We start from the raw sequence: 22641 nt of genomic DNA on the forward strand, positions 1-22641 counted from the left end.
ACCCGCCCCTGCATCCGCTCTCGCTCCGCCACCGTATCTGCGTATGTCATCCAGCCAAGGTGCTCGGTGTCCCACCTCGGGAAATGGCGTCGCGATGGCATCCAGAGGAGACAACTCATGAAGCTTTTCATCGGTATCGTCGTTGCCGCAGCGGCGCCGTTCGCGCTCAGCGCTTGCGGAGGCGGAGACGACATTGCGCCCGTGGCAGCCCAACATCCGGAGAATCTGGCCATCTGGACCGCGCTCGGCGGTGATTCGGCGGCCCCCGGCGTGGTGGCCGGCGTGGTCAATGCAGCCGTCGCAGGCCTGTTGGCGGACCCGGTCGAAGCCCCCTATTTCGCGGCGGTATCCGGTAATGCGAGCCACAGCAGTGCCGCCCATGACACCCCTGCGCGGCTTGAAGCCTGTCTCACGCTGCAGTTTGAAGCGCTCCTCGGCGGTCCGTACACCTACCCTGGCCCCGTCAAGGTGGCCGGCGACATCGACGCCCAGCCGGAGATGTGTCAAGACATGACGACGGCCCATAACGACGTCGGCGTTCCAGGCTGCGTGTTCGACCAGTTCATGGTGGATCTCGTCGCGACGCTGCAAAGCAAGCTCCCGGCCGCGGACTTTGCCGCACTGACGTCGACGACCAATGGAACGTACACGCTCACCGAGAAAAACTCTGCCGGCATCCCGGTCGGCACAAAATTCCAGTTCAGTGCGGTACCCACCCTCTTCAACCTGCGTAATACCATCATCAGCGCCACACCCGGCGGCCCCGTGTATCTTCCTCCGACGGTTGCAACATCATGTACGGGCTGACGGCGTTGCAAAGGACCCACGTGATCGCGTGGGTCGTTGCGGCACTCTCCGTGAGTGTTGCCGGCATCGGCGGGTTGCACACGACACAAGGGCGACGGCTCCTCACCGAGCTGGGCGTGAAGTGTCCGGTGGATTCCGTCGACTCCCGAACGGTGCTGTCGATTCGCAACAAAGCGATTTTGCAGGAGAAAGGTGTATCGGCGGCCGCCCACCGTCCTGCGTTCGGCCTGCAGCTCGATCGCAGTACGGAGGCGGAAGTGTCGGAAAGAATGTCACGATACAACGCGCAGTGCGTCGAATTGACCCGAGGCTTGCGCTACCTGCGCTGTCGAGGCGTGCCAGCCGAATCGCTCGGCTCGAATGGCCCACCCGTGAGCGAAATATGGTTCAGTTTCGCGCCGGATCATACGTTGATGGCCATCAATGTGTACCGTCGTGACATGTCCGTCGATGAAACGCGACGAAGCTGGCAGATCGCCGTGCGGAATCTGCACGATGTGCTCGGCGCACCCACATCCGTGTCGGGAGATACGACGCTGGAATCGCTGATAGGCAAACCCGTGGCGGTTGCACGGGTGAGCTACGCCTATTCGGATTACGTAGCAACGGTCACCGCGTCCCACCTGCCATACGGAGGGCTGGCCGTCCGCGAACAGTACATGTCTACCGCGGTCAGGCAAGCGGGATAAACCGGGCTCGTGAACGGGAGGCTCGATGTCACGCAGGTACAACGAGAAAAGGATCAAGATCTCGCGTGGGGCACTCGCTTCGGGCTGACGACACAAACCAGTCCAGGAATTCCGCCGCGCGACGCTCGGTGCATCCTCGCGCGGCGTTAGAATAGCGCCCCTTCTCACAGGAGACGAAAAATGTCCTGGTTCGTTTACGAAGTGCCCGAATACCACGAAGACGCTGCGCGCATCGAGCCCTTCAGTGACCTGCGTAGCCGTGTGCTGCAAATCAGTGGCCCGGCCATGGCCGACGAACTGGAAAGCGTTCGCGAGAACGCCGCGGCGACGGTCGACAGCCCCGAGCGCCCGCTGCGTACGCCGGAAAATCCGCATGTCTTTCCGATCCCTTACGCCGACTCCATGATCCTGGTCGGGTTCATCTTCGATCTGAAACGCGAATTCCGGCAACTGGTCGTGTCACCCGTGGAAATGCCCTGGTTGAAAGACGCATAAAGGGTGAGCAGTCCCGGTCGGCCCACCGTCGATCACCTCGATCACCTCGGTCGCATGGCCGCTGACCGCTGACCGCTGTGTTCCGACTTGCCGCAGCGATCGGCATCCAGGGCGCCGTTATCCCCACCGTATTGCGTTTCATCCAGGGCGTTGGCGTGGGCAGTGAATGGGGCGGCTCGGCCCCGATGACGATGGAGCGGGCGGCACGGATGCGCATCGCGGTTTCGTTGCGTCATGGCCGCGGTCCGGCTGGCCGGCGGGCTTGTTTATCGCCAACCTTGCCGCGCCGGCCATGAGCCGGTCTGGCATTGAAAAAGCCGCCGAACGGCGAGATCGCCGCTATCGCGCGGCGGCTCGTCCGGCGTCACCGGATTATCGTTCGCTGACCTTCACGCGCGGCAGCCATTCGGCCTCGGCGCCCGGCGTGCCTTTCAGACGAGCAGGCGTCGCATCCTGCGTGTGCGCGTCGAAGCGGCGTGCCGCCTCGGTGTCGAGATGCCGGCCATCGAACGTCGACTGGCGACGAGTAATCATGTTGATGCGAAGGCGTTTTGCCGCCATGGTCGGTATTCCTTGAGAAAAACGGTACTTCGCCGACTGGCGAAATGCCATAGATTTACGCGAGAAAGATGTCGCTGCGATGACGCGGCGCGCGAGGCGAATCCGCCGCCATCGCATGGCTTGCCGCCTGCACCGCAGCGGCCGGTGCCCGGGCCGCCCGCTCCATCGCCTCAAGGTAGCGATGGACGCAAGCCACTCGTGATGGACAAGCAGCAGCGCGTCGAGTTCAGTTTCCTCGGCGCTCGCCAAGGTCATGCGTCACCGCTCTGCGCCTCTTCGTCCGTTTGCCGCTCCAGGTGAAGACCGGTGCCGAATGAATCGGCTATGTCGAATACCGAAACCAACCGGCACCGGCCACGCATCGGAGGCCGCCAGGCGGGAATAGGCCGCCGAGCCAATCGATCTTTTCGGCGACTCCCGAGCCGCCTGCCGGACTTCAGCCCGGCACAAAAATCCCCGCGGCTGCAATTGCCATTGCAAGTGTTGCAAGCCACCCTCCCCACGCAAGCGGTCCCGCAACCGCGAACTCCCCCATGACCCGCTTGCTCCGCGCCATCAGCATCATGACGACCATGATGGGGACCGCCGTTACCCCGTTGATCACCGCGCTCCAATACAACGCCCGGATCGGATCGAAATGCATGAACGTGATGGCAACGCCACCCACGGTTGCCAGTGCGATGACCGCATAGAATTCCCGCGCGAGCGTCAACTTCAGGGCGAGGCTATTGCGCCAGCGGAATGTACCGGCGGCCGCGTAGGCGGTCGACCCGGCGAGCACCGGCAGCGCCAGCAGGCCGGTGCCGACGATCCCGAGCGCGAACAGCATATAAGCGAAGTGACCGGCGATCGGGGCAAGGGCCCGCGCGGCGTCAGCCGACGTCTTGACCTCGATGTGGTGCGTATGCAGCGTCGCCGCCGCGGTGAGCACGATGAAGAAGGCAATGACATTCGATACGCCCATCCCCAGCCAGGTGTCGAAACTGATTCGGCGCAGTTGCGCCGGGGCCTGGTGGGGAACGCGGCGAAGCGGCCCCTCGCGCGGCGCGGACTCCAGCTCCTCGACTTCCTGCGAGGCCTGCCAGAAGAACAGGTACGGGCTGATGGTCGTACCGAGGACAGCGACGACCGTCGTGAGGTAGTCCGACGTCAGCGCGATATGCGGCCATACGATCGCACGGCCCACCTCGCTCCACCGGATCGGGACGATCAACGCCACCGCCACATAAGCGAGCAGGATCAGCGCCGTCCACTTGAGAAGGCGTGCGTACCGTTCATAGGGAACGAACACCTGAAGCACGACCGACAGGCCACCCAGCCCGACCACGTAGAGCTGGTGCGGCCCGGGGAACAGCAAGCCGGCCGCGGCGCCCATCGCCGACAGGTCGGCGGCGATGTTGATGACGTTGGCGATCATCAGCAGCACGACCGCGCTATAGAGCATCCACATCGGGTAGTGAGCCCGCATGTTCGACGCCAGCCCCTTGCCGGTCACTCGCCCGATCCGCGCGCTCACCAGCTGGATGGCCGTCATGAGCGGGTAGGTCAGGAGGAGGGTCCACAGCAATTCGAATCCGAACTGCGCGCCGGCTTGCGAATACGTACCAATGCCCGACGGATCGTCGTCGGCCGCGCCGGTAATCAAGCCGGGGCCAAGCCGACGTACCCAGTTCGGGCCGGTGGGCGCACGCACAGTTTTCTCGAATTCGAGCGGTTCAGGGTCGTTCATGATGGCGGCCTCCTGATACGGCCTCAGCAATTCACGTACCCGTCCCGTGCGCTCGCCATCCGATACGCACTAGGGGTGCGCCGCCCCGAGCCGCCCCGGCCGATCACTGGATCGGCGACGTCGCACCCAGCTTCTCCGACAGCATCCGCTCATACACGCCGAAGTGCAGATCGACTTCCTTTTGCGTGACGGGCGTGACCGTGATGTTGATCTGGTCAGGCAACAGGCCCAGCACCACCGCGACGGCCGCTTCGAGTTGCGGCGCACAAAACTTGTCCTCCGCCATCGTGGTGCCGACGACGACGTCGTAAGTCTTTTCCTGCCGGCAGACGACCTCGACGAGTCGCGCCCGCGCACTCATGTTGTTGTCGATCGCAAGTCGGACGACCTCCGCCACGGTGCGCATCGACTCGGTCGGAAACCCCCTCGTCGAACGCAGCCGAATACGGTGTCTGCCGAGCGTCACCCAGTCCGTGTCGAATTCCATGGTGTCCTCCGCAACGCAGTACCGATTCGCCGCGATGATAGGGTTCCGCGCGACAATTTCAAGGGCAAAAAATGGCGGTTTCCCCCTTGAAATTCTCCGCAGACTTCCTATCTTAAGTTTCGCTCAGGCAGACGCGGGTCGCTTCATTCCGCGTGCTGCGTGTTTCGATTTGTTTGCCACGCAGTCCGGCAGGCGAACTGGAGCGCGTAGGCCCGTTCGCCTCCATGCTGCGACAAGCCAGGAGGATAAGATCATGAGCGATCTCTATTTCGGAACCGACCTCTTCAGCGAGTTCGACCGCCTGCAGCAACAGATGGCGCAACGCTTCGGCGGTTTCCCGTCCAGCATTCGCGCGAGCCGTTTCGGCACGTTCCCTCAGATCAATATCGGTGCGACAGACGATTCCATCGAGATCGTCGCGTTCGCGCCCGGCGTCGACCCCGCCGCGCTCGATGTATCGATCGACAAGGGGCTGCTGACCATTGGCGGCGAACGCAAACCGGCACAACCCGACGCCGGGGGTGAGCGGCGCACCTATGCGCAAGAGCGCTTTGCCGGAACGTTCCGGCGGGTCATCGAGCTGCCCGAGGCCGCCGATCCCGACAAGGTCCAGGCGCACTACGAAAACGGATGTCTATCCATCAGCATTGGCAAGCGCGAATCGTCCCGGCCGCGCGCCATCGCTATCCAGTAAGAGAAGGAGCCGATCATGAACGACACGACCCAATTGGCAGAACGCGACTCGTCTACCGTGGCGCGTCGCGAAACCGGACAGCCCGTGCGCCGGATGACACTCGTGCCGGCCGTCGACGTCTACGAGGACAGTCAAGGCGTCACGCTGTGGGCCGATTTGCCCGGCGTGACGAAGGACAAGCTGGACGTGAAGGTTCACGACAGCAGCCTCCTGATCGAAGCCGAGGCCATGGTGCCGACGCCGGCCAATCTGCGGCTTCAGCATGCCGAGGTTCGGGAGCCGCATTTCGCCCGCACGTTTACGCTGTCGGCGGATCTCGACTCGTCCAGGATCGAGGCGAGCCTTCAGGACGGGGTGCTGAAGCTGAGCATCCCGCGCCGCGACGAAGCGCGTCCACGACGCATCGAAATCAAGACCCGCTGACGCGTCATGAGCCACGGCGCAGCGCGCGCCCCTGCGTCGACGCAGAACAGGATCAGCGACGCTTCGCTGCCTGAGTCGACGCAGGCTTAGCGGTGAGGACACGCGATCCCGTGACACGAATCACGGCGCGTGTCCGCACCGGACGGCGACGCCAGGCTCGAAACCGACTGGAGATCAACCGGAGGACACCATGAATGCCGATCCGAAAAAGTGGAACCCGTTCAAGTTCCTTCGCGGGGCTACCCGCAAGTCCGACGCGGAAGGCCCGGACAGTCCGCCGACAGGCGAGCCGGGGCGTGCGTCGTGGCCCGACATTTCGCGACTGTTTTCACGCGAACCATGGCGCGCCATGGAGGAATTCCTTCATGACCCGTTCGCTGGCCACGGCGCGCTCGAACGGTGGTTCGGCGACTTCAGTTCATCGCGCTTCCAGCCGCGCATCGACGTCGTCGATGAAGGCCCGGTGCTGCGCGTGACCGCCGAACTGCCCGGAATGGAGCGCGAGGATCTGAAGGTGAGCGTCGAGGACGGGGCGATCGTGCTGCGCGGAGAGAAACGGCAGGACGTGCGCAGCGAAGAAAACGGCTGCTACCGGCTGGAGCGCGCCCATGGACGCTTCGTGCGCACGATCCCGATGCCGGACGATGCCGACCCTGAGCACACCTTGGCAAAGTTCGACAACGGTGTCCTCACGTTGACCGTGCCGAAATCTGAGCCGGTCAGGTCCACCAGTCGCACGATCGATATCGGCTGACGTAGCCCAGACCGGGCACCCCGGCGGGGATTCTTTGCGGCGAACCGGCGAGCGCGCGGCGATTGCCTGGCATCCACCCGGCCAAATCAGAATCAGGAGGACAACTGATGGATGTCAGCGCGCGTCATGCGCCGCGTGGCGGCTGGAACCGGCCAGGCCGATTCAGTCTTCCTCCATCAGATAGCGAATCACGAGTGCCGGATCGGCGATATCGAGGATCAGTCGGCGAAGAATCCGTCGGCGCATGTGGTCCGCGTCGAGGCTCCAGGGCGCCCCCTTCTCGTTGAGATAACGGGTGATGGCGTCCCGGTGATCGGCGTTTGCCGGCAAGTCGAGCCGAACGGCCAGCAGTCCTGCCACGACGTCGTCCAGCTCGATGTCGAGCGGTTTCGAGTCAATGCAAAGTTCGAGTTTCATGTCGATCATCGGCAAAAAAGGGCGCCGCATGAAGTGAGGCAGCCTGCGGCGCCAAACGACTCGCACCGGCCGCGACTGTTGGCCGGTGCGTACACGACCCGCTGCCGGAGGTCAGTGCTCGAACTCGGGTGCGACCGACTGCGCCGGTTTCGGATCCTTCGGCGCTTCGGCCACCGTCGCGTCCGTCGTCAGGATGAGCCCGGCAATCGATGCGGCGTTCTGCAATGCCGTGCGCGTGACCTTGGTCGGATCGACCACGCCTGCCTCGACAAGATCGCCATATTCACCGGTGGCCGCGTTGTAGCCGAAGTTGCCCTTGCCTTCCAGCACTTTCGCCACGACGACCGACGGTTCATCCCCGGCATTCGCGGCGATCACGCGCAGCGGCGCTTCGAGCGCGCGCAGCACGATTTGAATGCCCGCGTCCTGATCGACGTTGGCGCCTTTCAGGCTCGTCGCCGTGGAACGCGCGCGCAGGAGCGCCACGCCGCCACCCGGCACGATGCCCTCCTCGACCGCCGCGCGGGTGGCATGCAGCGCATCGTCGACGCGGTCCTTTTTCTCCTTCATTTCGACTTCGGTGGCTGCCCCGACCTTGATGACGGCCACCCCGCCGGCCAGCTTCGCCACGCGTTCCTGAAGCTTCTCGCGATCGTAGTCGCTCGTGGTTTCCTCGATCTGCGCACGGATGGACTTCACGCGCGCCTCGATGTGCTGCGCGTCGCCCGCGCCGTCGATGATGATCGTGTCGTCCTTGCGCACCTCGACGCGCTTCGCGCCGCCGAGATCCTCGAGCGTGGCCTTCTGCAGTTGCTTGCCGGTTTCTTCCGAGATGACGGTGGCGCCGGTGAGGATGGCGATGTCTTCGAGCATGGCCTTGCGCCGGTCACCGAAGCCGGGCGCCTTGACGGCCACGACCTTGAGGATGCCTCGCATCGCGTTGACCACGAGCGTGGCCAGCGCTTCGCCATCGACGTCTTCGGCCACGATCAGCAGCGGCTTGCCTGCCTTGGAGGCCGCCTCGAGGATCGGCAGCAGATCCCGGACGTTCGAGATCTTCTTGTCGTGCAACAGGATCAGCGCGTCGTCGAGATACGCCGCCTGCTTTTCCGGATCGTTGATGAAGTACGGGCTGACGTAGCCGCGATCGAACTGCATCCCTTCGACGACATCCAGCTCGTTCTCGAGGGACTTGCCATCCTCGACCGTGATGACCCCTTCCTTGCCGACTTTCTCCATGGCGTCCGCGATGATCTTGCCGATCGCCTCGTCGGAGTTGGCCGAGATCGAGCCCACCTGCGCGATTTCCCGGTTCGTGGAAATCGGCTTGGACAGTTTGCGCAGCTCATCCAGCACGGCGGCCACGGCCTTGTCGATGCCGCGCTTGAGGTCCATCGGATTCATGCCGGCGGCCACGTGCTTCATGCCTTCCTGCACGATCGCCTGCGCAAGCACGGTGGCCGTGGTGGTGCCGTCGCCGGCCACGTCGGCGGTCTTCGATGCGACCTGCTTGACGATCTGCGCGCCCATGTTTTCGAAGCGGTCCTTCAGCTCGATTTCCTTCGCGACCGACACGCCGTCCTTCGTGATGGTGGGCGCGCCGAAGCTGCGCTCGATCACCACGTTGCGACCTTTCGGCCCGAGCGTGACCTTCACGGCATCGGCCAGCACGTTCACGCCGTCGACGATGCGAGCGCGGGCGCTGTCGTGGAATTTGACGTCTTTTGCACTCATCTTGTTGCTCTGGATAGAAGTCGTTGATTCGATGTGTCGCGAACACCCGATGGGGTCGCGATCTGCCCGGGATCTCAGGCGGCCTTGCGGGACGCGCCGGTATCGGCTTCGAGGACGCCCATGACGTCTTCCTCGCGCATGACGAGGAGTTCCTCGCCATCGACCTTGACGGTCTGGCCCGCGTATTTGCCGAAGAGAACCTGGTCACCGGCCTTCAACTGGAGCGCGCGCAGCGTTCCATCCTGCAGCAGCCGGCCACTGCCGACCGCGACGACTTCACCCTGCTCGGGCTTTTCCGCGGCCGAATCGGGAATCACGATGCCCGAGGCCGTCGTCCGCTGCGTTTCGATTCGCTTGACGATAACCCGGTCGTAGAGGGGACGAATCTGCATTCTCATCTCCTGAGCGATAAAGGTTCGAAAAAGGAATCCGCCTGCCGGGCATGGCGACGCAAGCGTCGCGGCCGGGCAGCCGTGCCACTGTCTGGCGGAAAGCGAAATAGAGGTGCTCCCCGCTCACTTCAAGGGGGGACGAAATCGGCTCTTTGTAACAAATTGTTTCAGTTCGCCAAGACGATAGCCTTGGCCGCCCCACCGCCGCTCACGCCTGCCTGGCCGTGGCCTGCGCCGCCAGCGCGGCCCGCTCGATCCAGCGGATGGCCGGCGCATCCTGCTCGCCCGGCGCGGGCTTGCCGATCAGGAAGCCCTGCACCTCGCGGCAGCCGGCATCGGTGATGCACGCCAGCTGCTCCTCCGTCTCGACGCCTTCCGCGACGGTCGTCACGCCGAGGCGCTTGCCGAGATCGGCCACCGTGCGCACGACCGCCGCGCAGTCCGGGCGCGTGACGGCATCGCGCACGAAGCTGCCGTCGATCTTGATCTTGTCGAACGGGAACGCGCGCAGATGCGCGAGCGACGAGAAGCCGGTGCCGAAATCGTCGAGGGCGACGCGCACGCCCATCGAACGCAGTGCGCGCAGGTCCGCGATGGCCTTGCCCTCGTCGTGCAGCAGCGCGGTTTCCGTCACCTCGATTTCCAGCCGGTCGGGCGCGAGGCCCGCGCCGGCCAGCGCCGCCGCGAAGATCGGCGCGATCGTGCCGTGGCCGAGCTGCCCCGCCGACACGTTGACGGCAACGCGCGCACCGTCGGGCCAGCGCGCCGCCTCCCGGCACGCTTGCTCGAGCACGAAGCGGCCGAGCCGGTCGATCAGGCCGCCGCGCTCCGCCACCGGAATGAAGCAGCCCGGCGAAATCCAGCCGGTGCGCGGATGATGCCAGCGCAGCAGCGCCTCGCGCGCCGTGATCCGGCGGGTGAGGACATCGACGATCGGCTGGTAGAACACGTACAGCCCCTGGTTCTCGTCCAGCGCGACGCGCAGCTTCGATTCGAGCGCGACCCGCTCCTGCGCGCTCGTTTCCATGTCCGGCGAAAACATGCGATAGGTGCCCTTCCCGGCCTTCTTCGCCGCATAGAGCGCCATGTCCGCGCGGGACAGCAGCGCGCCGGCGTCGTTGCCGTGATGCGGCGCCAGCACGCAGCCGATCGATGCACCGATGCGGAACGGCCGGTCGGGCGACGGCGCATAGGGGGCGACGAGCGTGTCGACGAGCCGCGCGGCCGCGCCCATCGCGCGGTCCGCGTCGGTGTCGCGCAGCAGCACCGCGAATTCGTCGCCGCCGATGCGCCCCAGCATCATCCCCGGCTCGGGGCACTGCCCGCGCAGGCGCTCCGCGACCTGGCGCAGCACGGCGTCGCCCGCCGAATGCCCGCACGCGTCGTTGATCAGCTTGAAACCGTCGAGGTCGATGAAAAGCAGCGCGAGCACCTTGTCCGAACGGCGCAGGCTCGCGTCGAATTCGGCCAGGAAGGTCGCGCGGTTCGGCAGGCCGGTGAGCGAATCGTGATGCGCGAGCTGGTGGATGCGCGCCTCCGCCTCGGCCTGCTGCGTGACGATCGACCACGACAGCATCGGGCCGATGTAGCGCCCCTGGGCGTCGCGCACGGCCGAGACCTGGATGTCGAGCACTTCCGGCCCGAGCGGAATGCGGGCGCGATGCGGCAGGTTCGCCGGATCGGCGAGCAGGCGGCGCTGGTGCTGCGGGTGCGGGTGGAAGAAGTCGATCGACGCGCCGAGCGCGTCGTCCGCGCGGATCGGCAGCAGGTGCTCGATCGAGCGCAGCAGGTTGCGCGACGTCGCGTTCAGGTAGTTGATGCGGAACGTCTCCGGGTCGGCCGTCATCACGGCCACCGGCATGTCGTCGATCATCCGCATCAGCCGCGTCTGCGCCTGCTCGCGCAGACGCGATTCGTCCTGCGCGTCGACGGTGCGCAGGACGCTCCGGTAGTTGACGGAGATGACCGCGATCAGCGACGCCGACACGAAGGCCATGTTGACCGCGGTGGCGACGAGCGTCGGCTGGCCGGTCGAGATGAAGAACACGATGAACGCGACGTTGACGATCAAGGCCACGCTCAGCGCGGCCGTCCGCAGGTACATCAGGCTGAAGACGCACCCGATCATCGTGATCGCCATGTAGAACGCCACCTGGGCCTTTTGCCACGCATCGCCGTACGGGAACAGCAGCAGCGCCCAGGTGGTGAACGTCACCGCGACCGGGATCACCAGCCAGTTCGTGACCGTGAGCGCGCGCATCACGGTGTCCGGCGTCGGCGCCAGCAGCCGGGTGCGGTACCAGTGCAGCAGCCGCGCGAGCGCGGCGAGCGTCATCGCGGCCGGCATCGCGACCGACAGCCACCACGGCGTGCTGCCCAGGTGCGTGACCGCGAGGCTCCAGGTGCTCGAGATGAGGATCAGGTACGACACCGGGATCTGGCCGGCGAATACCCGGTATTGCGCCGCGAGCAGGTCCGGGTTCCGGTCCGGCGCCGCGAGGCTTGCCAGTCTTGCCATCCGTGCGTAGAGGATTTTCATGTGAGCCTGCCGGCGGCAACCCGGGAGCGGGCGGCCGTGTCCGGCGTCGAGGGTTACCCGCGCGGGTCCGGGTCGAAATCGGCCGCGACGGCCGATTCGGACGCAGGAACCGCCGTGCGGACGCGGTCGCCGCCGGTCAGCGCAATCTGCCCGCTGCCGACGATCTCGTTGAGGGGCGCGGGCCTGCCGAGCAGGAAGCCCTGTGCTTCGTCACAGCCTTCGTCGGCCAGCAGCGCCAGCTGGTCGTGCGTCTCGATGCCTTCGGCCAGGATCGGAATGCCCAGGCTCTTGCCGAGCGCGAGCACGGCGCGGATGATCGCGCGATCCTGCGGTTTCGCTTCCGCGTCCGCGACGAACGACTGGTCGAGCTTGATGCGGTCGAACGGGAAAGAGCGCAGCGTGTCGAGCGACGAATAGCCGGTGCCGAAATCGTCGAGCGCGATGCTCACGCCCAGCGCCTTGATCTGCCGCAGCGTGTCCAGCGCGCGCTCGCGGCTGGCGAAGATCGTCGATTCGGTCAGCTCCAGCTGCAGGCGCGACGCCGGCAGGCGGGTGGCTTCGAGCACGTCCGCCACGAGCGCCGTCAGGTCCGCGTGCATGAACTGCACGGCCGATACGTTCACCGCGACCGCATAGGGCGGCTCCCACGTGGCCGCCCGCGCGCAGGCCTCGCGCAGCACCCAGGCGCCGATGTCCAGGATCACGCCGTTTTCCTCGGCGAGCGGAATGAACTCGGCGGGCGGGATCGTGCCGAGCGTCGCGTGCTGCCAGCGCAGCAGCGCCTCGTAGCCGCGGATCTCGCCGGTCGCGAGCGACGTCTGCACCTGGTAGTGGATACTCAGCTGGTTGTCGGCCACCGCGCGGCGCAGGTCGGCCGCGAGGCTGCGGCGCGCGCGGACGATCAGGTCCATCGCCGGCTCGTAGAAGCAGATCGATTGCCCGATGCCGCCCTTCGCGCGGTACATCGCGAGGTCCGCGTTGTTGATCAGGATGGCCTTGGTGGCGGCGTCGTCCGGGTAGATGGCGACGCCGAAGCTCGCGCCCGGCACGACCTCGTAGTCGTCCAGCCTGACCGGCTTGTAGAGCGCCGGCTCGAGCCGTTCGAGCAGATCCATCAGGCGCGTGTCGTCGTCCATCCGGCAGAGCGCCGCGAATTCGTCGCCGCCGATGCGGGCGACGAATTCGCCTTCGCGCAGCAGGTTCGCCATGCGGCGCGCCAGGATGCGCAGCACCTCGTCGCCGGCGTGGTGGCCGCGCAGGTCGTTGATTTCCTTGAAGCGGTTCAGGTCGATGCCGATCAGCGCGAGCTTCGTGCGTTGTTCCTGCGCGAGCGCGATCTCGAGGTCGAGCCGCTCGTTGAAGCTGGCCCGGTTGGGCAGGCCGGTCAGCATGTCGCTCAGCGCCAGCCGGCGCAGGTGCTCGAGCGATTCGGCCCGCACGTTGCTGTCGATCACGTAGCTCACGAGCCCCGTGCAGACGATCACGAGCGACGTGCCCGCGACCGCCAGCGCGAGCGGACGCATCTCGCTCATGTCGGTCCAGTTGCCGTCGAGCGTCAGCGGCGTGATGCGCAGCGCGGACATCCCGGTGAAATGCAGCGCGAGGATCGCGAGCGACAGCACGCCGGCCATCTGGTTGACGGCGTGCGGCGACGGCCGCATCGCGAGGTGCAGCGCGAGCGCGGCGAGCGTCATCGCCAGGACCACCGACGCGCTCAGGTAGCCGACGTCCCACGACACGATCCCCTCGACCCGCCACGCGAGCATGCCGGTGTAGTGCATCAGCACGATCGCGATGCCGACGATCGCGCCGCCGAGCGCGGGCGCGACCTTGACGATGCGACAGGTCGTCAGCGCGAAGCCGAGCGTGCTGCCCACGACCGCGATGAGCAGCGACACGAGCGTGAGCGGCAGGTTGAAGTGGACGGGCGCGCCGGCGTCGAAGCCGAGCATCGCGATGAAGTGCGTGCACCAGATCGCCACGCCGGCCGAAATGGCCGTCAGCACCTGCCAGCCGATCCGCTGCGTGCCGGAGGTGTTCACCGTGCGCTGGAACAAGCGCGCGGTGACCCACGAGCCGCCTGCGCACAGCAGTGCGGCAAGCAACACCAGCCAGTGGTTGTGCCGATGAACGATGCACCCGAAAACTGTCACCAAAACCTTTCTTCCCCTATCCGTCGCATGGGCCGATGCCATGCCCGATCGACGCGGCGGCGGCCATGCCGCTTCGATCAGGCGCGCCTTCACGATATCGGCATGCGATGAGTAAACTGAACGCCGCGCGGCCGGGCGCAAACGATTGCACGGCAGATATTTTTTGGGGAAAAAGTGCCGAAACGCGGAGGGATGGGGGAACGGGGGTTTGGGCGGCGGGTGGAATGAAAACCGGATGCTAAAAATCGACCGCCTGCAATCGCAGGCGGTCGATCAACGGCTGCCCTTTATTCGCCCGGGCATCGGGTGGCTTCGACTGGTTCGCACTACTCCGAAGCGAAGGGTCCGCCACGCGCGTTTCGGGCGTTCGACGCACTCACACGGACACTATCAATTCACCCCGACCGCACTCCACGCACGAGCGACCGCGGCGCTTTCGGCCGAGTTTGCGCCATACAGGTCGTTCGCCGCCTGGATCGACGCACGACGCGCGCTCGGGTAGCTGGAGTTGGCGTTCAGATACACGGTCAGCGTCCGGTACCAGATCTTCCCGGCCTTCTCGCGGCCCACGCCGCTGAAGGTCGTGTCGCCGTTGCAGACCAGTTGCGCCTTCGTCAGGCCGGTATCGGTCGACGGCACCGTCGGGCCTTCCGCGAGCAGGTAGAACAGGCGGTTGCCGACGCCCGACGTGAAATGCGGATCGTGGCGCGGATTCGACCACGAGAATCCGCCGGACGGGTAACAGCTGAACGACCGGCCGTCGAGATCCTGCTTGTACATCTTGCGCAGGCCGCCGCTCACCACGCGCGCGCCGATCACGTAGTTGCCGGGATCGTTCGGGTTGTTGGCGTAGTACTTCACGAGCGTGCCGAAGATGTCGGACGTCGACTCGTTCAGGCCGCCCGCGTCGCCCGAGTAATTCAGGTTGGCCGTGGCCTCGGTCACGCCGTGACTCATCTCGTGTCCGGCGACGTCCACCGACACGACCGGTTTCGGCAGGCTGGTGCCGGGCTGGCCGTCCCCGTACACCATCACGTGCGAATCCAGCCATGCCGCATTCGCGCCGGTCGTGCCGCTGCCCGTGTTGAACACCACGTGTGCATAGCTCTTCACGCCGCGGCCGTCATTGAAGATGCCGTTGCGGTTGTGCGCCGTCTTGTAGTAGTCCCAAGTCAGCGCGAGACCATAGTCGATGTCGGCGGCGACCGTCTGCCGGTCGGTAGTCGTATTGTTGCCCCACACGTTCGTGCTGCTCGTGAAGATCGGCAGGTCGGTCGCCTGCTCGACGTCGTCCGAGGTCAGCCCGCGGCCGTCGTAGACCGAGCCGGAGCCGCGGCTCGGATCGAGCATCCGGTACGCGTTCGTGCCCGTCTGGTCGGTGGTGAGCGTCAGGTTGCCGTAGTACAGCGAGCGGCCGGTGCCGGTCGCGGCGGCCGTCTTGATCAGGTCCTGCGCGTCGAGCACGGTGCCGGTGCGCGCATCGACGTAGTACAGCACCGCGTCGCCATGCACGTCGGTCGCCTTGCCGTAGACGCGTACCGCGTAGGCCAGCGTCGGCGTGACGTCGCGTGCGAACACGACGAGTTCCGCGTCCTCGACGCGGCGCACGTCCGAGTTGAAACGCGCGGCTGCGATGCGCTTGACCCGCGCAGCGCCGATGTCGGGTGCGTTGCGTACCACCGCGCGGTTTCCGACCTTGCCGATCGTGCCGGCGAGATTGATCGGCGCGAGCTGGGTCACGCTCGCCTGCTTCAACTGCCCGTTGCGCGAGTGGACGACCACGTCGCCGCCGATCACGGGCAGGCTCGCGTGGAAGCGGTCGAAACGCACGTGCTCGGTGCCATCGGGGTCGACGATCACGTCGCGCACCTGGAACTGATCGCCATCCGCCGGCGCGCTCGCCTGCGGCCCTGCGAACTTCAACGTGCGTGCTGCGCCGCCGGCTGCGAGGCTGAAGGCGGACGGGTTCTGCTGGATCAGTTGCAGTGCCTTGTCGACCGCAGCCGACGGGTCGCCGGCCTGGGCAAAAGCACTGAGACTCGCGACGGTAATCGCGGAGATGGACAGCAGACGAGACAGTTTCTTCATGTAATCCCCCGGCTTATAAGTGGGTGATGTTCGAGGAATGCATCAAGTACAGACTTTTGATGTAAGACGTGTCACGAACCGCAGAGGGATGCTAGAAGGACATTTTTATAATTACAAGATATTTTCTGACAGTTTAATTTTTTCTGTCATCGCTGTTAATCGAGTCAAGGTTTGGTGAGAAACTTGAAATGATCTCGTTGGTCGCGATGGCGGGATCGACAAGGTTGCATCGGGGGAATGTGTCGGAGAGGCTCGTGCCGCCTGGGCGAGGCGGCGCGCGGCACGCGTCGGGCAGGACGGATGAGGTGAAGCCGGGATAAAGCGGCAGACACTACTTGCTTTATTAAATATTTATTTGGATTGTTGCCATTGCCGGCGTGCCAATGAAAATTTCAATGGCTCTTCGCTTATCGCTTTAGACGACGATGCCTTTAAATTCGTAGTCAATGACTGCCGAGCGACGCCCGAGATAATGCTTTCTACGAATCGTTCGGTCGAGTGGGGCGGCGCGGCGCAATCCATCGCATGTGGACGTCACACTGTCTTTTGCATCGGAAGGCTCATGCTCGGTCAACGGTGGTGCACGCGGTTGTCGCCGACGCATGAGGCACAATACGCGGCTTCAACATTCAACCGCGGTCAAACCCATGCGCGTCGTCGTCGTTGGAACCAGCGGAGCGGGGAAATCCACTTTCTCCAGCGCACTGGCGGCAGCAGCCGGCTGCCCTTACATCGAGCTGGATCGCCTCTACTGGGGCCCCGACTGGACAGCCGTGCCGCCGGCGCAGTTCGAGAACGCCGTGCGGGCCGCGACGGCCGGCGAGCGCTGGGTCGCCGACGGGAACTACAGCGCCGTGCGCGACGTGCTCTGGTCGAGCGCCACGCACGTGGTCTGGCTCAACTTCGGACGCCGGACGGTATTCTCCCGGGTGCTCTGGCGCACGTTGAGCCGCGGGTTCATGCGCACCGAGCTTTCGCACGGCAACCGCGAATCGCTGCGGATGGCGTTCTCCCGGGAGTCGGTGCTGCTGTGGTCGTACACCACGTTCGCCAGGAATCGCATCAAGTTCGCCGCCCTGCGGGACGACCCGGCCTTCGCGCATCTGCACTGGACGGAAATCACGCGGCCTTCGGACACCCGCGCGGTCATCGACAGGCTGGCCCGCGCCGGCGGTTGAGCGCGCGCCATCGGGACGTCACTTCACGGCCGCATTGCCGCCGTCGGCGAACAGGGCCGAGCCGGTCACGAAGCTGGCCATCGGGCTGGCCAGGAACAGCGCCGCGGATGCGATCTCGTCGGGGTGCGCGATACGCTTCATCGCGTGGAGCCCGGCCGCCCATTCCTTCTGGTCACGGTCTCCCGCCATCGCGGTATCGACCCCGCCCGGCATCAGTGCATTGGCCCGAATCCCGCGTGCCGCGTAGTCCGCGGTGATGCCCTTCACCAATCCCATCAAGCCGGCCTTGGACGCGCCATACGCGGCCATGCCGGGAAGCCCGACACTCGTTCCGACGAAGCTGGACGTGAAGACGATCGAACCGCCCCCGCGTTCGAGCATCACGGGAATCTGGTTGCTGGCGCCCAGGAAGGCCGCCGTCAGGTTGGTAGACAGCGTCTGCTGCCAATCGTCGAGCGACATGTCGGCGAGCGGTTTGAGCGGCCCGACCGTTCCGGCGTTGTTGATCGCGATGTCGAGACCGCCGAACTCGCGCAGCGCCGTTGCCACGAGCCGTCGATGCGTATCGACGTGGCCGACGTCGCCCGCGCAGGCGCGCGCCTGGCCGCCCTGACGACGGATCGCGTCGGCCACCTGATTGAGCGGGGCTTCGCTTCGCGCACCCAATACGACCGACGCGCCGTGCGCCGCGAACATCAACGCGATCGCTCGGCCGATACCGCTGGACGCACCGGTGACGATGGCGACTTTCCCTTCGAGCAAGGTCATGGTTTTCACATCCCGTGAGTGAGGTTCATCACGGCAATGTAAGCGGCTGCATACAGGTAGGCACTCCGTTTCTTGCTCTTGAAGTCCGGCCGAGCGGCAAACCGCGCGTCGGGTGGCGGGTGGTGCGGATCGGCGGTGTCGCGCGCTGCAACGATCGGAACTGGGCGGAACGCATCCGGCCTTCGCACACCCGCGCCGGCGGCTGAACGCTGCGCGACGCATCAAGCGTCAATGGCCCGAGGGTGGCAAAACCACCCCAGGGCCACGGATTTCCCGCCGGTGCCGGACATCACGACCACTGCCCGGCACCACCGGTCAATCATTGCTGCGCGAACAACGTCAGAACTGGTAACCCGCGCCCACCACCGCGCCGAAGTCCGAACGCGCATTGCCCGTCACCGACGCCTTGACGACCCAGCGGTTGCTTTCCGTCACGTACGAGTACCCGGCGGCGAAACCCTGCTGGCCGTGATAGTTCGACGTCGCCGCCGAGACCATCGAGCGGCCCGCGCCCGTCGGTTGCGGCAGGCCAGCCACGGCCATCGCCGAGGCCACGCCGCCGTACATGTCCTTCTTCAGGTCGTTGAACGAGTTGTACACCTGGCCGATGCGCTGGTCGGTGTAGCCCTTCGCCTGATTCGACGCGGCCGACAGGTTGTCGTTCAGCTGCTGCACGTTCACCGCGTCGGTCGGCGCGGTGCCGGCCGCGACGTTCGTGACCTGGCGCTCGCTGCCCTTCGCGCCGACCGAGAACGAATTGTCGCGATCGGCGACGGAGCCCTGGCCGACCGCCACCGCGTTCTTGCCGGTTGCGGTTGCCGTCGACCCGATCGCACCCGCATCGGCACGCGCGATCCACGACGTGTTCGCATCGGTCACCGCCGCACGGATCTGGTCGTTGGCCGCGACGTTCTTCAGCGCGTTGTTGAACTGGCCCATGTTGACCGCGTCGTTGTTGTTCACCCCCGCCGCGACGCCGGTCAGCACGCGGTCGCCCGACGTGCCGGAGAAGTTCACGCTGGTGCCGCCGGTGTCCTTCCCGACCGTGATCGCGCCGTTCGGATCCTGCTGCTGCACGAGGCCCGCCTTGCCGTTCGCGATGTTGGTCACGTTCCCCTGCAGGTTCGTGATGTCGGTCGTGTTCTTCGCGACCTGCTGGTTGGTCGCGTTGAGCTGCGAACCGTTCACCGCGTCCGTGCTGGTTGCGCTGAGCGTGCCTGCCTGCACGTTGGTGATGCGCGTGCCGCCGGCGCCGCCGAGCGTGATCGAGCTCTTCGAGCTGTCGTCGTACTGCACCGCGAGCGCACCGAGCTGGTTGAGACTCGACTGCACGCCCTTCAGCTGCTTCACGTTCACCGCGTCCGTATCGTCGGTGCCCGCGGCGACGTTCTTCAGCACGACGGCCGCATTCGTGTCGCCGCCGATCAGCGATACCGAATTCAGCCGGTTGCCGTTCGTGTCGACGTCGTACTTGACGACGTTCTTCACGGCCTCACCCGCCTGGTTGGACACCTGCGTGATCTGCTGTTCGAGCGACGACTTCACGCCCGACAACTGGCCGCCGTTCACCGCGTCCGTGCTGCCCGCGGCGATGTTGCCGTCGGCCACGTTCGTCAGCTTCGTCGGTGCGCCGCCGCGCGCCGCGTTGTAGGCGCCGGCCTTCGGGTCGAACTGGAGCGCGTCCTGCTGCAGCCCGGCGATCGCGGCCGTGTTGCCGGCGATGTTCGTTTCGGCGTTGCCGATGCGCGTTTCGTGATTCTCGAGCGTCGTCGTGTTGCTGCCGACGCGGCCGTCGAGGTTCGTGAGCGCATCGCCGACGTTGTTGAACGAGCCGCCGCCGACTTTATAGGCCGGCGCGCTGATCGAGCCGTCCGGATTCGCCGTCGCACCGCCGCCCAGCGCGGCTGCGGTACCGTCGGTCGCGCGGCGCAGTTGCGCGCCGTTGACCGCGTCCGTGCTGCCGGCCGCGACGTTGCCTTCCGCGATATTTGTCAGTCGCACCGGGCTCGCGCCGTTGCCTGCGCCGAGCGAAACCTGCTTCTTGCTCGCGTCGTCGTACTTCACCGCGAGCGCGTCGAGCTGGCTCGTGCCGTCCTGAATCGCCGCGTTCAACTGGTCGACGTTGACGGCATCCGTGCCGTTCTTGCCGGCCGCGACGTTGCCGATGCGTTGCGGCCCGTTGCCGCCGTGGCTCGCGTCGTAGGTGCCGAGGGTCGCGTTCCATTGGAGTGCGTCCTGCTGAAGCGCGGCGATGTTGCCCGTGTTCGTCGTCACCTGGTTGCCGAGCGTCGTCACGGTGTTGCTGACATTCGTGATCGACTGGTTCAGCGTGTCGGTGGCCTTGCCGAGCTGCCCGACGTTCACGGCGTCGCTCGCGGCGATGCCGTCCGCGACGTTATGCAGGCCCACCGGCGCCTGCGCGCCCTTGCCGCCGAGCGTCACGCCGCTGTGCGCGTCATCGTCGTACTGCACGGCGTTCTTCGTCGCGTTGCCGATCTGGTTGTTGATCGACGTGCTCAGGTTGCCCAGCGTCGTGCTGATGCTGTTCGTCACGCTCGTGCTGAGCGACGACAGGCCACCGTTCAGTTGGCCGACGTTCACGGCGTCGGTATTCGCGACACCGGCTGCGACGTTGTGCAGCGTCGTGCCGTTCGTGCCGGCGAACGTCACCGAGTCGAAGCCGCTTTGGCCGTCGTACTTCACGTTGCGGGCGTCGGCTGCCTGCAGGTTGCTGATGTTCGTGGTCGCGGTGCTCAGCGATGCATTGATGCCTGTGACAGTGCCCTGCAGGTTCGTGATGTTCGACGCCGCCGTCGAGATGGACGATTGCAGCGGTGCGACGGTGCTCGTCAGCTGACCGACGTTCACCGCGTCGGTGGTGGCGACGCCCGCCGCGACGTTGCCGATGCGTTGCGGGCCGTTGCCGCCGTGGCTTGCGTCGTACGCGCCGAGGGTGGTGTTCCACAACAACGCGTCCTGCTGGAGTGCCGCGATGTTGCCCGTGTTCGTCGTCACCTGATTGCCGAGCGTCGTGACGCTGTTGCCGACATTCGTGATCGACTGGTTCAGCGTGTCGGTCGCCTTGCCGAGCTGGCCGACGTTCACGGCGTCGCTCGCGGCAACACCGTCCGCGACGTTGTGCAGGCCCACCGGCGACTGCGCGCCCTTGCCGCCGAGCGTCACGCCGCTGTGCGCGTCATCGTCGTACTGCACGGCGTTCTTCGTCGCGTTGCCGATCTGGTTCGTGATCGACGTGCTCAGGTTGCCCAGCGTCGTGCTGATGCTGTTCGTCACGCTCGTGCTGAGCGACGACAGGCCGCCGTTCAGTTGCCCGACGTTCACCGCATCGGTGTTCGCGACACCGGCTGCGACGTTGTGCAGCGTCGTGCCGTTCGGGCCGGCGAACGTCACCGAGTCGAAGCCGCTCTGCCCGTCGTACTTCACGTTGCGTGCATCGGCTGCCTGCAGGTTGCTGATATTGGTGGTTGCCGTGCTCAGCGACGTGTTGATGCCGGTAACGCTGGCCTGCAGGTTCGTGATGTTCGACGCCGCCGTCGAAATGGACGTCTGCAGCGGCGCGACGCTGCCCTTCAACTGGCCGACGTTGACCGCATCGGTATCGGCGACACCGGCCGCGACACCGTTGATCGTCGTGCCGTTGGCACCGTCGAGTGCGATCGCCGCATGCGAATCGTCGGTGTATTTCACGACGTTCTTCGTGGCGGTCACGATGCTCGTGCTGAGGCTGTTGCCCACGTTGGTCACGCGCTGGTCGACGTTCGAGATCGTGGTCGACAGCGAATTGCCGACCGACGTCACGCGCGCGTCGACCGTGGCGATGCTCGTGCTGAGCGTGCCGTTCACGTTCTTCAGCTGCTGGACGTTGACGGCGTCCGTATCGGCCGCGCCTGCCGCGACGTTCTTGAGCTGGCGCTCCTTGCCGATTGCGCCGAACGACACCGCGCCGCCAACCGGCGCGGCCGTGCCGCCGAACACCGGCGTGCCGCCATTGTTCGCACCGACACTGCCCGAACCGATCGCCACCTGGTTGTTGTCGTTCGTCTGCGCGCCTGCGCCGATCGCGACCGATTGCGTGCCGCCGGCACGCGTCTGGGTGGCCGCGTCATACGACGCGCCGGCCGACACGCCGTCGCTCGACGTCGGGTTGGCGCCGCCGATCGCAACCGAGCGGTCGCCGCTGGCGAGCGCCGAGTGGCCCAGCGCGATAGAACTCGTGCCGTGCGCATCGGCGACGTTGCCGAGCGCCATCGAGAAATCGCCGACCGCGGCCGACTGCCGACCGATGGCGAGCGCCGTGTTGCCTTGTGCGACGGCTACCGTGCCGATCGCCGTGGCCGAGTTCGCCAGCGCCTGCGCACCCACGCCGACCGCGATCGCGCCGCCGCTGCTGGTGCCGCCATTGCTGCTTGCATTCGACTGGTCGCCGATCGCGATCCCGCTGGTGCCGGCCTTGGCATTCGTGCCCATCTTGACGTTGGCCGTGCTCACGGCCACGTAACTCCCGCTCTTGGTCGCGACACACAGCGGGTTCGTCCCGTCGATGCACTGACCGTTCAGCGCGTTGTCCGGGTTGCCGCGGTCGACGAAATTGTCCGCATGCGCGGCACCCGCGATCAGGACACCTGCACCCGTGAACATGGCGGCGGCGAGCGCCGAAATCTGCTTCCTCTTCATGGTCTTCTGCTCCGTTTTGTAGCGTTTGGTTTGAATAC

The 22641-nt window shown here is 65.7% G+C and carries 18 protein-coding genes and 1 pseudogene; 8 read left to right on the forward strand and 11 right to left on the reverse strand.

What is annotated here, in order from left to right; genetic code table 11:
* The first annotated feature begins 117 nt into the window (after window positions 1-117).
* The 4 genes and pseudogenes from CFB47_RS35420 to CFB47_RS41925 form a co-directional block, all read left to right on the forward strand.
* Window positions 118-807 (forward strand): hypothetical protein, encoded by a 690-nt coding sequence (locus CFB47_RS35420; RefSeq protein WP_089459408.1) that lies wholly within the window; start codon window positions 118-120, stop codon window positions 805-807.
* A complete protein-coding gene (locus CFB47_RS35425) occupies window positions 795-1496 on the forward strand; it encodes a hypothetical protein (RefSeq protein ID WP_089464025.1) in 702 nt (233 codons plus the stop codon). Before CFB47_RS35420 ends, CFB47_RS35425 begins: the two co-directional genes overlap by 13 nt.
* Window positions 1497-1676: 180 nt before the next feature.
* Window positions 1677-1991, forward strand: a complete 315-nt coding sequence (locus CFB47_RS35430; RefSeq protein WP_046546935.1) for a hypothetical protein — start codon at window positions 1677-1679, stop codon at window positions 1989-1991.
* Between the two features lie 92 nt (window positions 1992-2083).
* A pseudogene (locus CFB47_RS41925) lies at window positions 2084-2289 on the forward strand (MFS transporter); the annotation flags it as partial.
* 74 nt (window positions 2290-2363) lie between these two features.
* Here the strand turns inward: CFB47_RS41925 and CFB47_RS41930 are convergent.
* The 3 genes from CFB47_RS41930 to CFB47_RS35450 form a co-directional block, all read right to left on the reverse strand.
* A complete protein-coding gene (locus CFB47_RS41930; protein ID WP_256946832.1) occupies window positions 2364-2807 on the reverse strand; it encodes a hypothetical protein in 444 nt (147 codons plus the stop codon).
* Window positions 2808-2988: 181 nt separating this feature from the next.
* Window positions 2989-4281 (reverse strand): NRAMP family divalent metal transporter, encoded by a 1293-nt coding sequence (locus CFB47_RS35445; protein WP_089464026.1) that lies wholly within the window; start codon window positions 4279-4281, stop codon window positions 2989-2991.
* A 103-nt stretch (window positions 4282-4384) separates the two neighbouring features.
* Complete coding sequence (locus CFB47_RS35450) at window positions 4385-4768, reverse strand: hypothetical protein (protein WP_089444276.1); 384 nt, start codon at window positions 4766-4768, stop codon at window positions 4385-4387.
* A 253-nt stretch (window positions 4769-5021) separates the two neighbouring features.
* On the opposite strand from CFB47_RS35450, the gene CFB47_RS35455 reads away from it, so the two are divergent.
* The 3 genes from CFB47_RS35455 (at window position 5022) to CFB47_RS35465 (ending at window position 6639) form a co-directional block, all read left to right on the forward strand.
* Window positions 5022-5462: an Hsp20/alpha crystallin family protein gene (locus tag CFB47_RS35455; RefSeq protein ID WP_089444277.1), complete on the forward strand. Its 441-nt coding sequence runs from the start codon at window positions 5022-5024 to the stop codon at window positions 5460-5462.
* A gap of 15 nt (window positions 5463-5477) precedes the next feature.
* Entirely contained in the window at window positions 5478-5885 is a 408-nt protein-coding gene (locus CFB47_RS35460) for an Hsp20/alpha crystallin family protein (RefSeq protein ID WP_089464027.1), read from the forward strand.
* Between the two features lie 190 nt (window positions 5886-6075).
* On the forward strand, window positions 6076-6639 hold the full coding sequence (locus CFB47_RS35465) for an Hsp20/alpha crystallin family protein (RefSeq protein WP_089444279.1): 564 nt from the start codon (window positions 6076-6078) through the stop codon (window positions 6637-6639).
* A 162-nt stretch (window positions 6640-6801) separates the two neighbouring features.
* Here CFB47_RS35465 and CFB47_RS35470 read toward each other — a convergent pair whose 3' ends face one another.
* From CFB47_RS35470 to CFB47_RS35495, 6 genes are all read right to left on the reverse strand, one after another.
* A complete protein-coding gene (locus CFB47_RS35470) occupies window positions 6802-7056 on the reverse strand; it encodes a hypothetical protein (protein WP_089430122.1) in 255 nt (84 codons plus the stop codon).
* Between the two features lie 111 nt (window positions 7057-7167).
* Window positions 7168-8790: a chaperonin GroEL gene (gene groL, locus CFB47_RS35475; RefSeq protein WP_089464028.1), complete on the reverse strand. Its 1623-nt coding sequence runs from the start codon at window positions 8788-8790 to the stop codon at window positions 7168-7170.
* Window positions 8791-8864: 74 nt separating this feature from the next.
* Window positions 8865-9182 carry a co-chaperone GroES gene (gene groES / locus CFB47_RS35480; RefSeq protein ID WP_089444281.1) on the reverse strand — a complete coding sequence of 106 codons (318 nt, stop codon included), beginning with the start codon at window positions 9180-9182 and terminating at the stop codon, window positions 8865-8867.
* A gap of 208 nt (window positions 9183-9390) precedes the next feature.
* Window positions 9391-11721 carry a bifunctional diguanylate cyclase/phosphodiesterase gene (locus CFB47_RS35485; RefSeq protein WP_089444284.1) on the reverse strand — a complete coding sequence of 777 codons (2331 nt, stop codon included), beginning with the start codon at window positions 11719-11721 and terminating at the stop codon, window positions 9391-9393.
* Window positions 11722-11774: 53 nt separating this feature from the next.
* Window positions 11775-13874 carry a bifunctional diguanylate cyclase/phosphodiesterase gene (locus CFB47_RS35490; protein WP_256946833.1) on the reverse strand — a complete coding sequence of 700 codons (2100 nt, stop codon included), beginning with the start codon at window positions 13872-13874 and terminating at the stop codon, window positions 11775-11777.
* A 390-nt stretch (window positions 13875-14264) separates the two neighbouring features.
* On the reverse strand, window positions 14265-15962 hold the full coding sequence (locus CFB47_RS35495; RefSeq protein ID WP_089464030.1) for a M4 family metallopeptidase: 1698 nt from the start codon (window positions 15960-15962) through the stop codon (window positions 14265-14267).
* 647 nt (window positions 15963-16609) lie between these two features.
* Between CFB47_RS35495 and CFB47_RS35500 the strand changes: the two genes are divergently transcribed.
* Complete coding sequence (locus tag CFB47_RS35500) at window positions 16610-17140, forward strand: toxin (RefSeq protein WP_089459416.1); 531 nt, start codon at window positions 16610-16612, stop codon at window positions 17138-17140.
* 18 nt (window positions 17141-17158) lie between these two features.
* Here CFB47_RS35500 and CFB47_RS35505 read toward each other — a convergent pair whose 3' ends face one another.
* Together CFB47_RS35505 and CFB47_RS35510 are read right to left on the reverse strand one after the other, a co-directional pair.
* A complete protein-coding gene (locus CFB47_RS35505) occupies window positions 17159-17908 on the reverse strand; it encodes an SDR family oxidoreductase (RefSeq protein WP_089444288.1) in 750 nt (249 codons plus the stop codon).
* Between the two features lie 339 nt (window positions 17909-18247).
* The gene (locus tag CFB47_RS35510) at window positions 18248-22603 is read right to left on the reverse strand and encodes a YadA-like family protein (protein ID WP_089464031.1); all 4356 of its coding nucleotides are present in this window, start codon (window positions 22601-22603) and stop codon (window positions 18248-18250) included.
* Window positions 22604-22641: the final 38 nt, after the last annotated feature.

Source organism: Burkholderia sp. AU27893, assembly GCF_002223205.1.
In the GTDB taxonomy this organism is placed as follows: Bacteria; Pseudomonadota; Gammaproteobacteria; order Burkholderiales; family Burkholderiaceae; genus Burkholderia.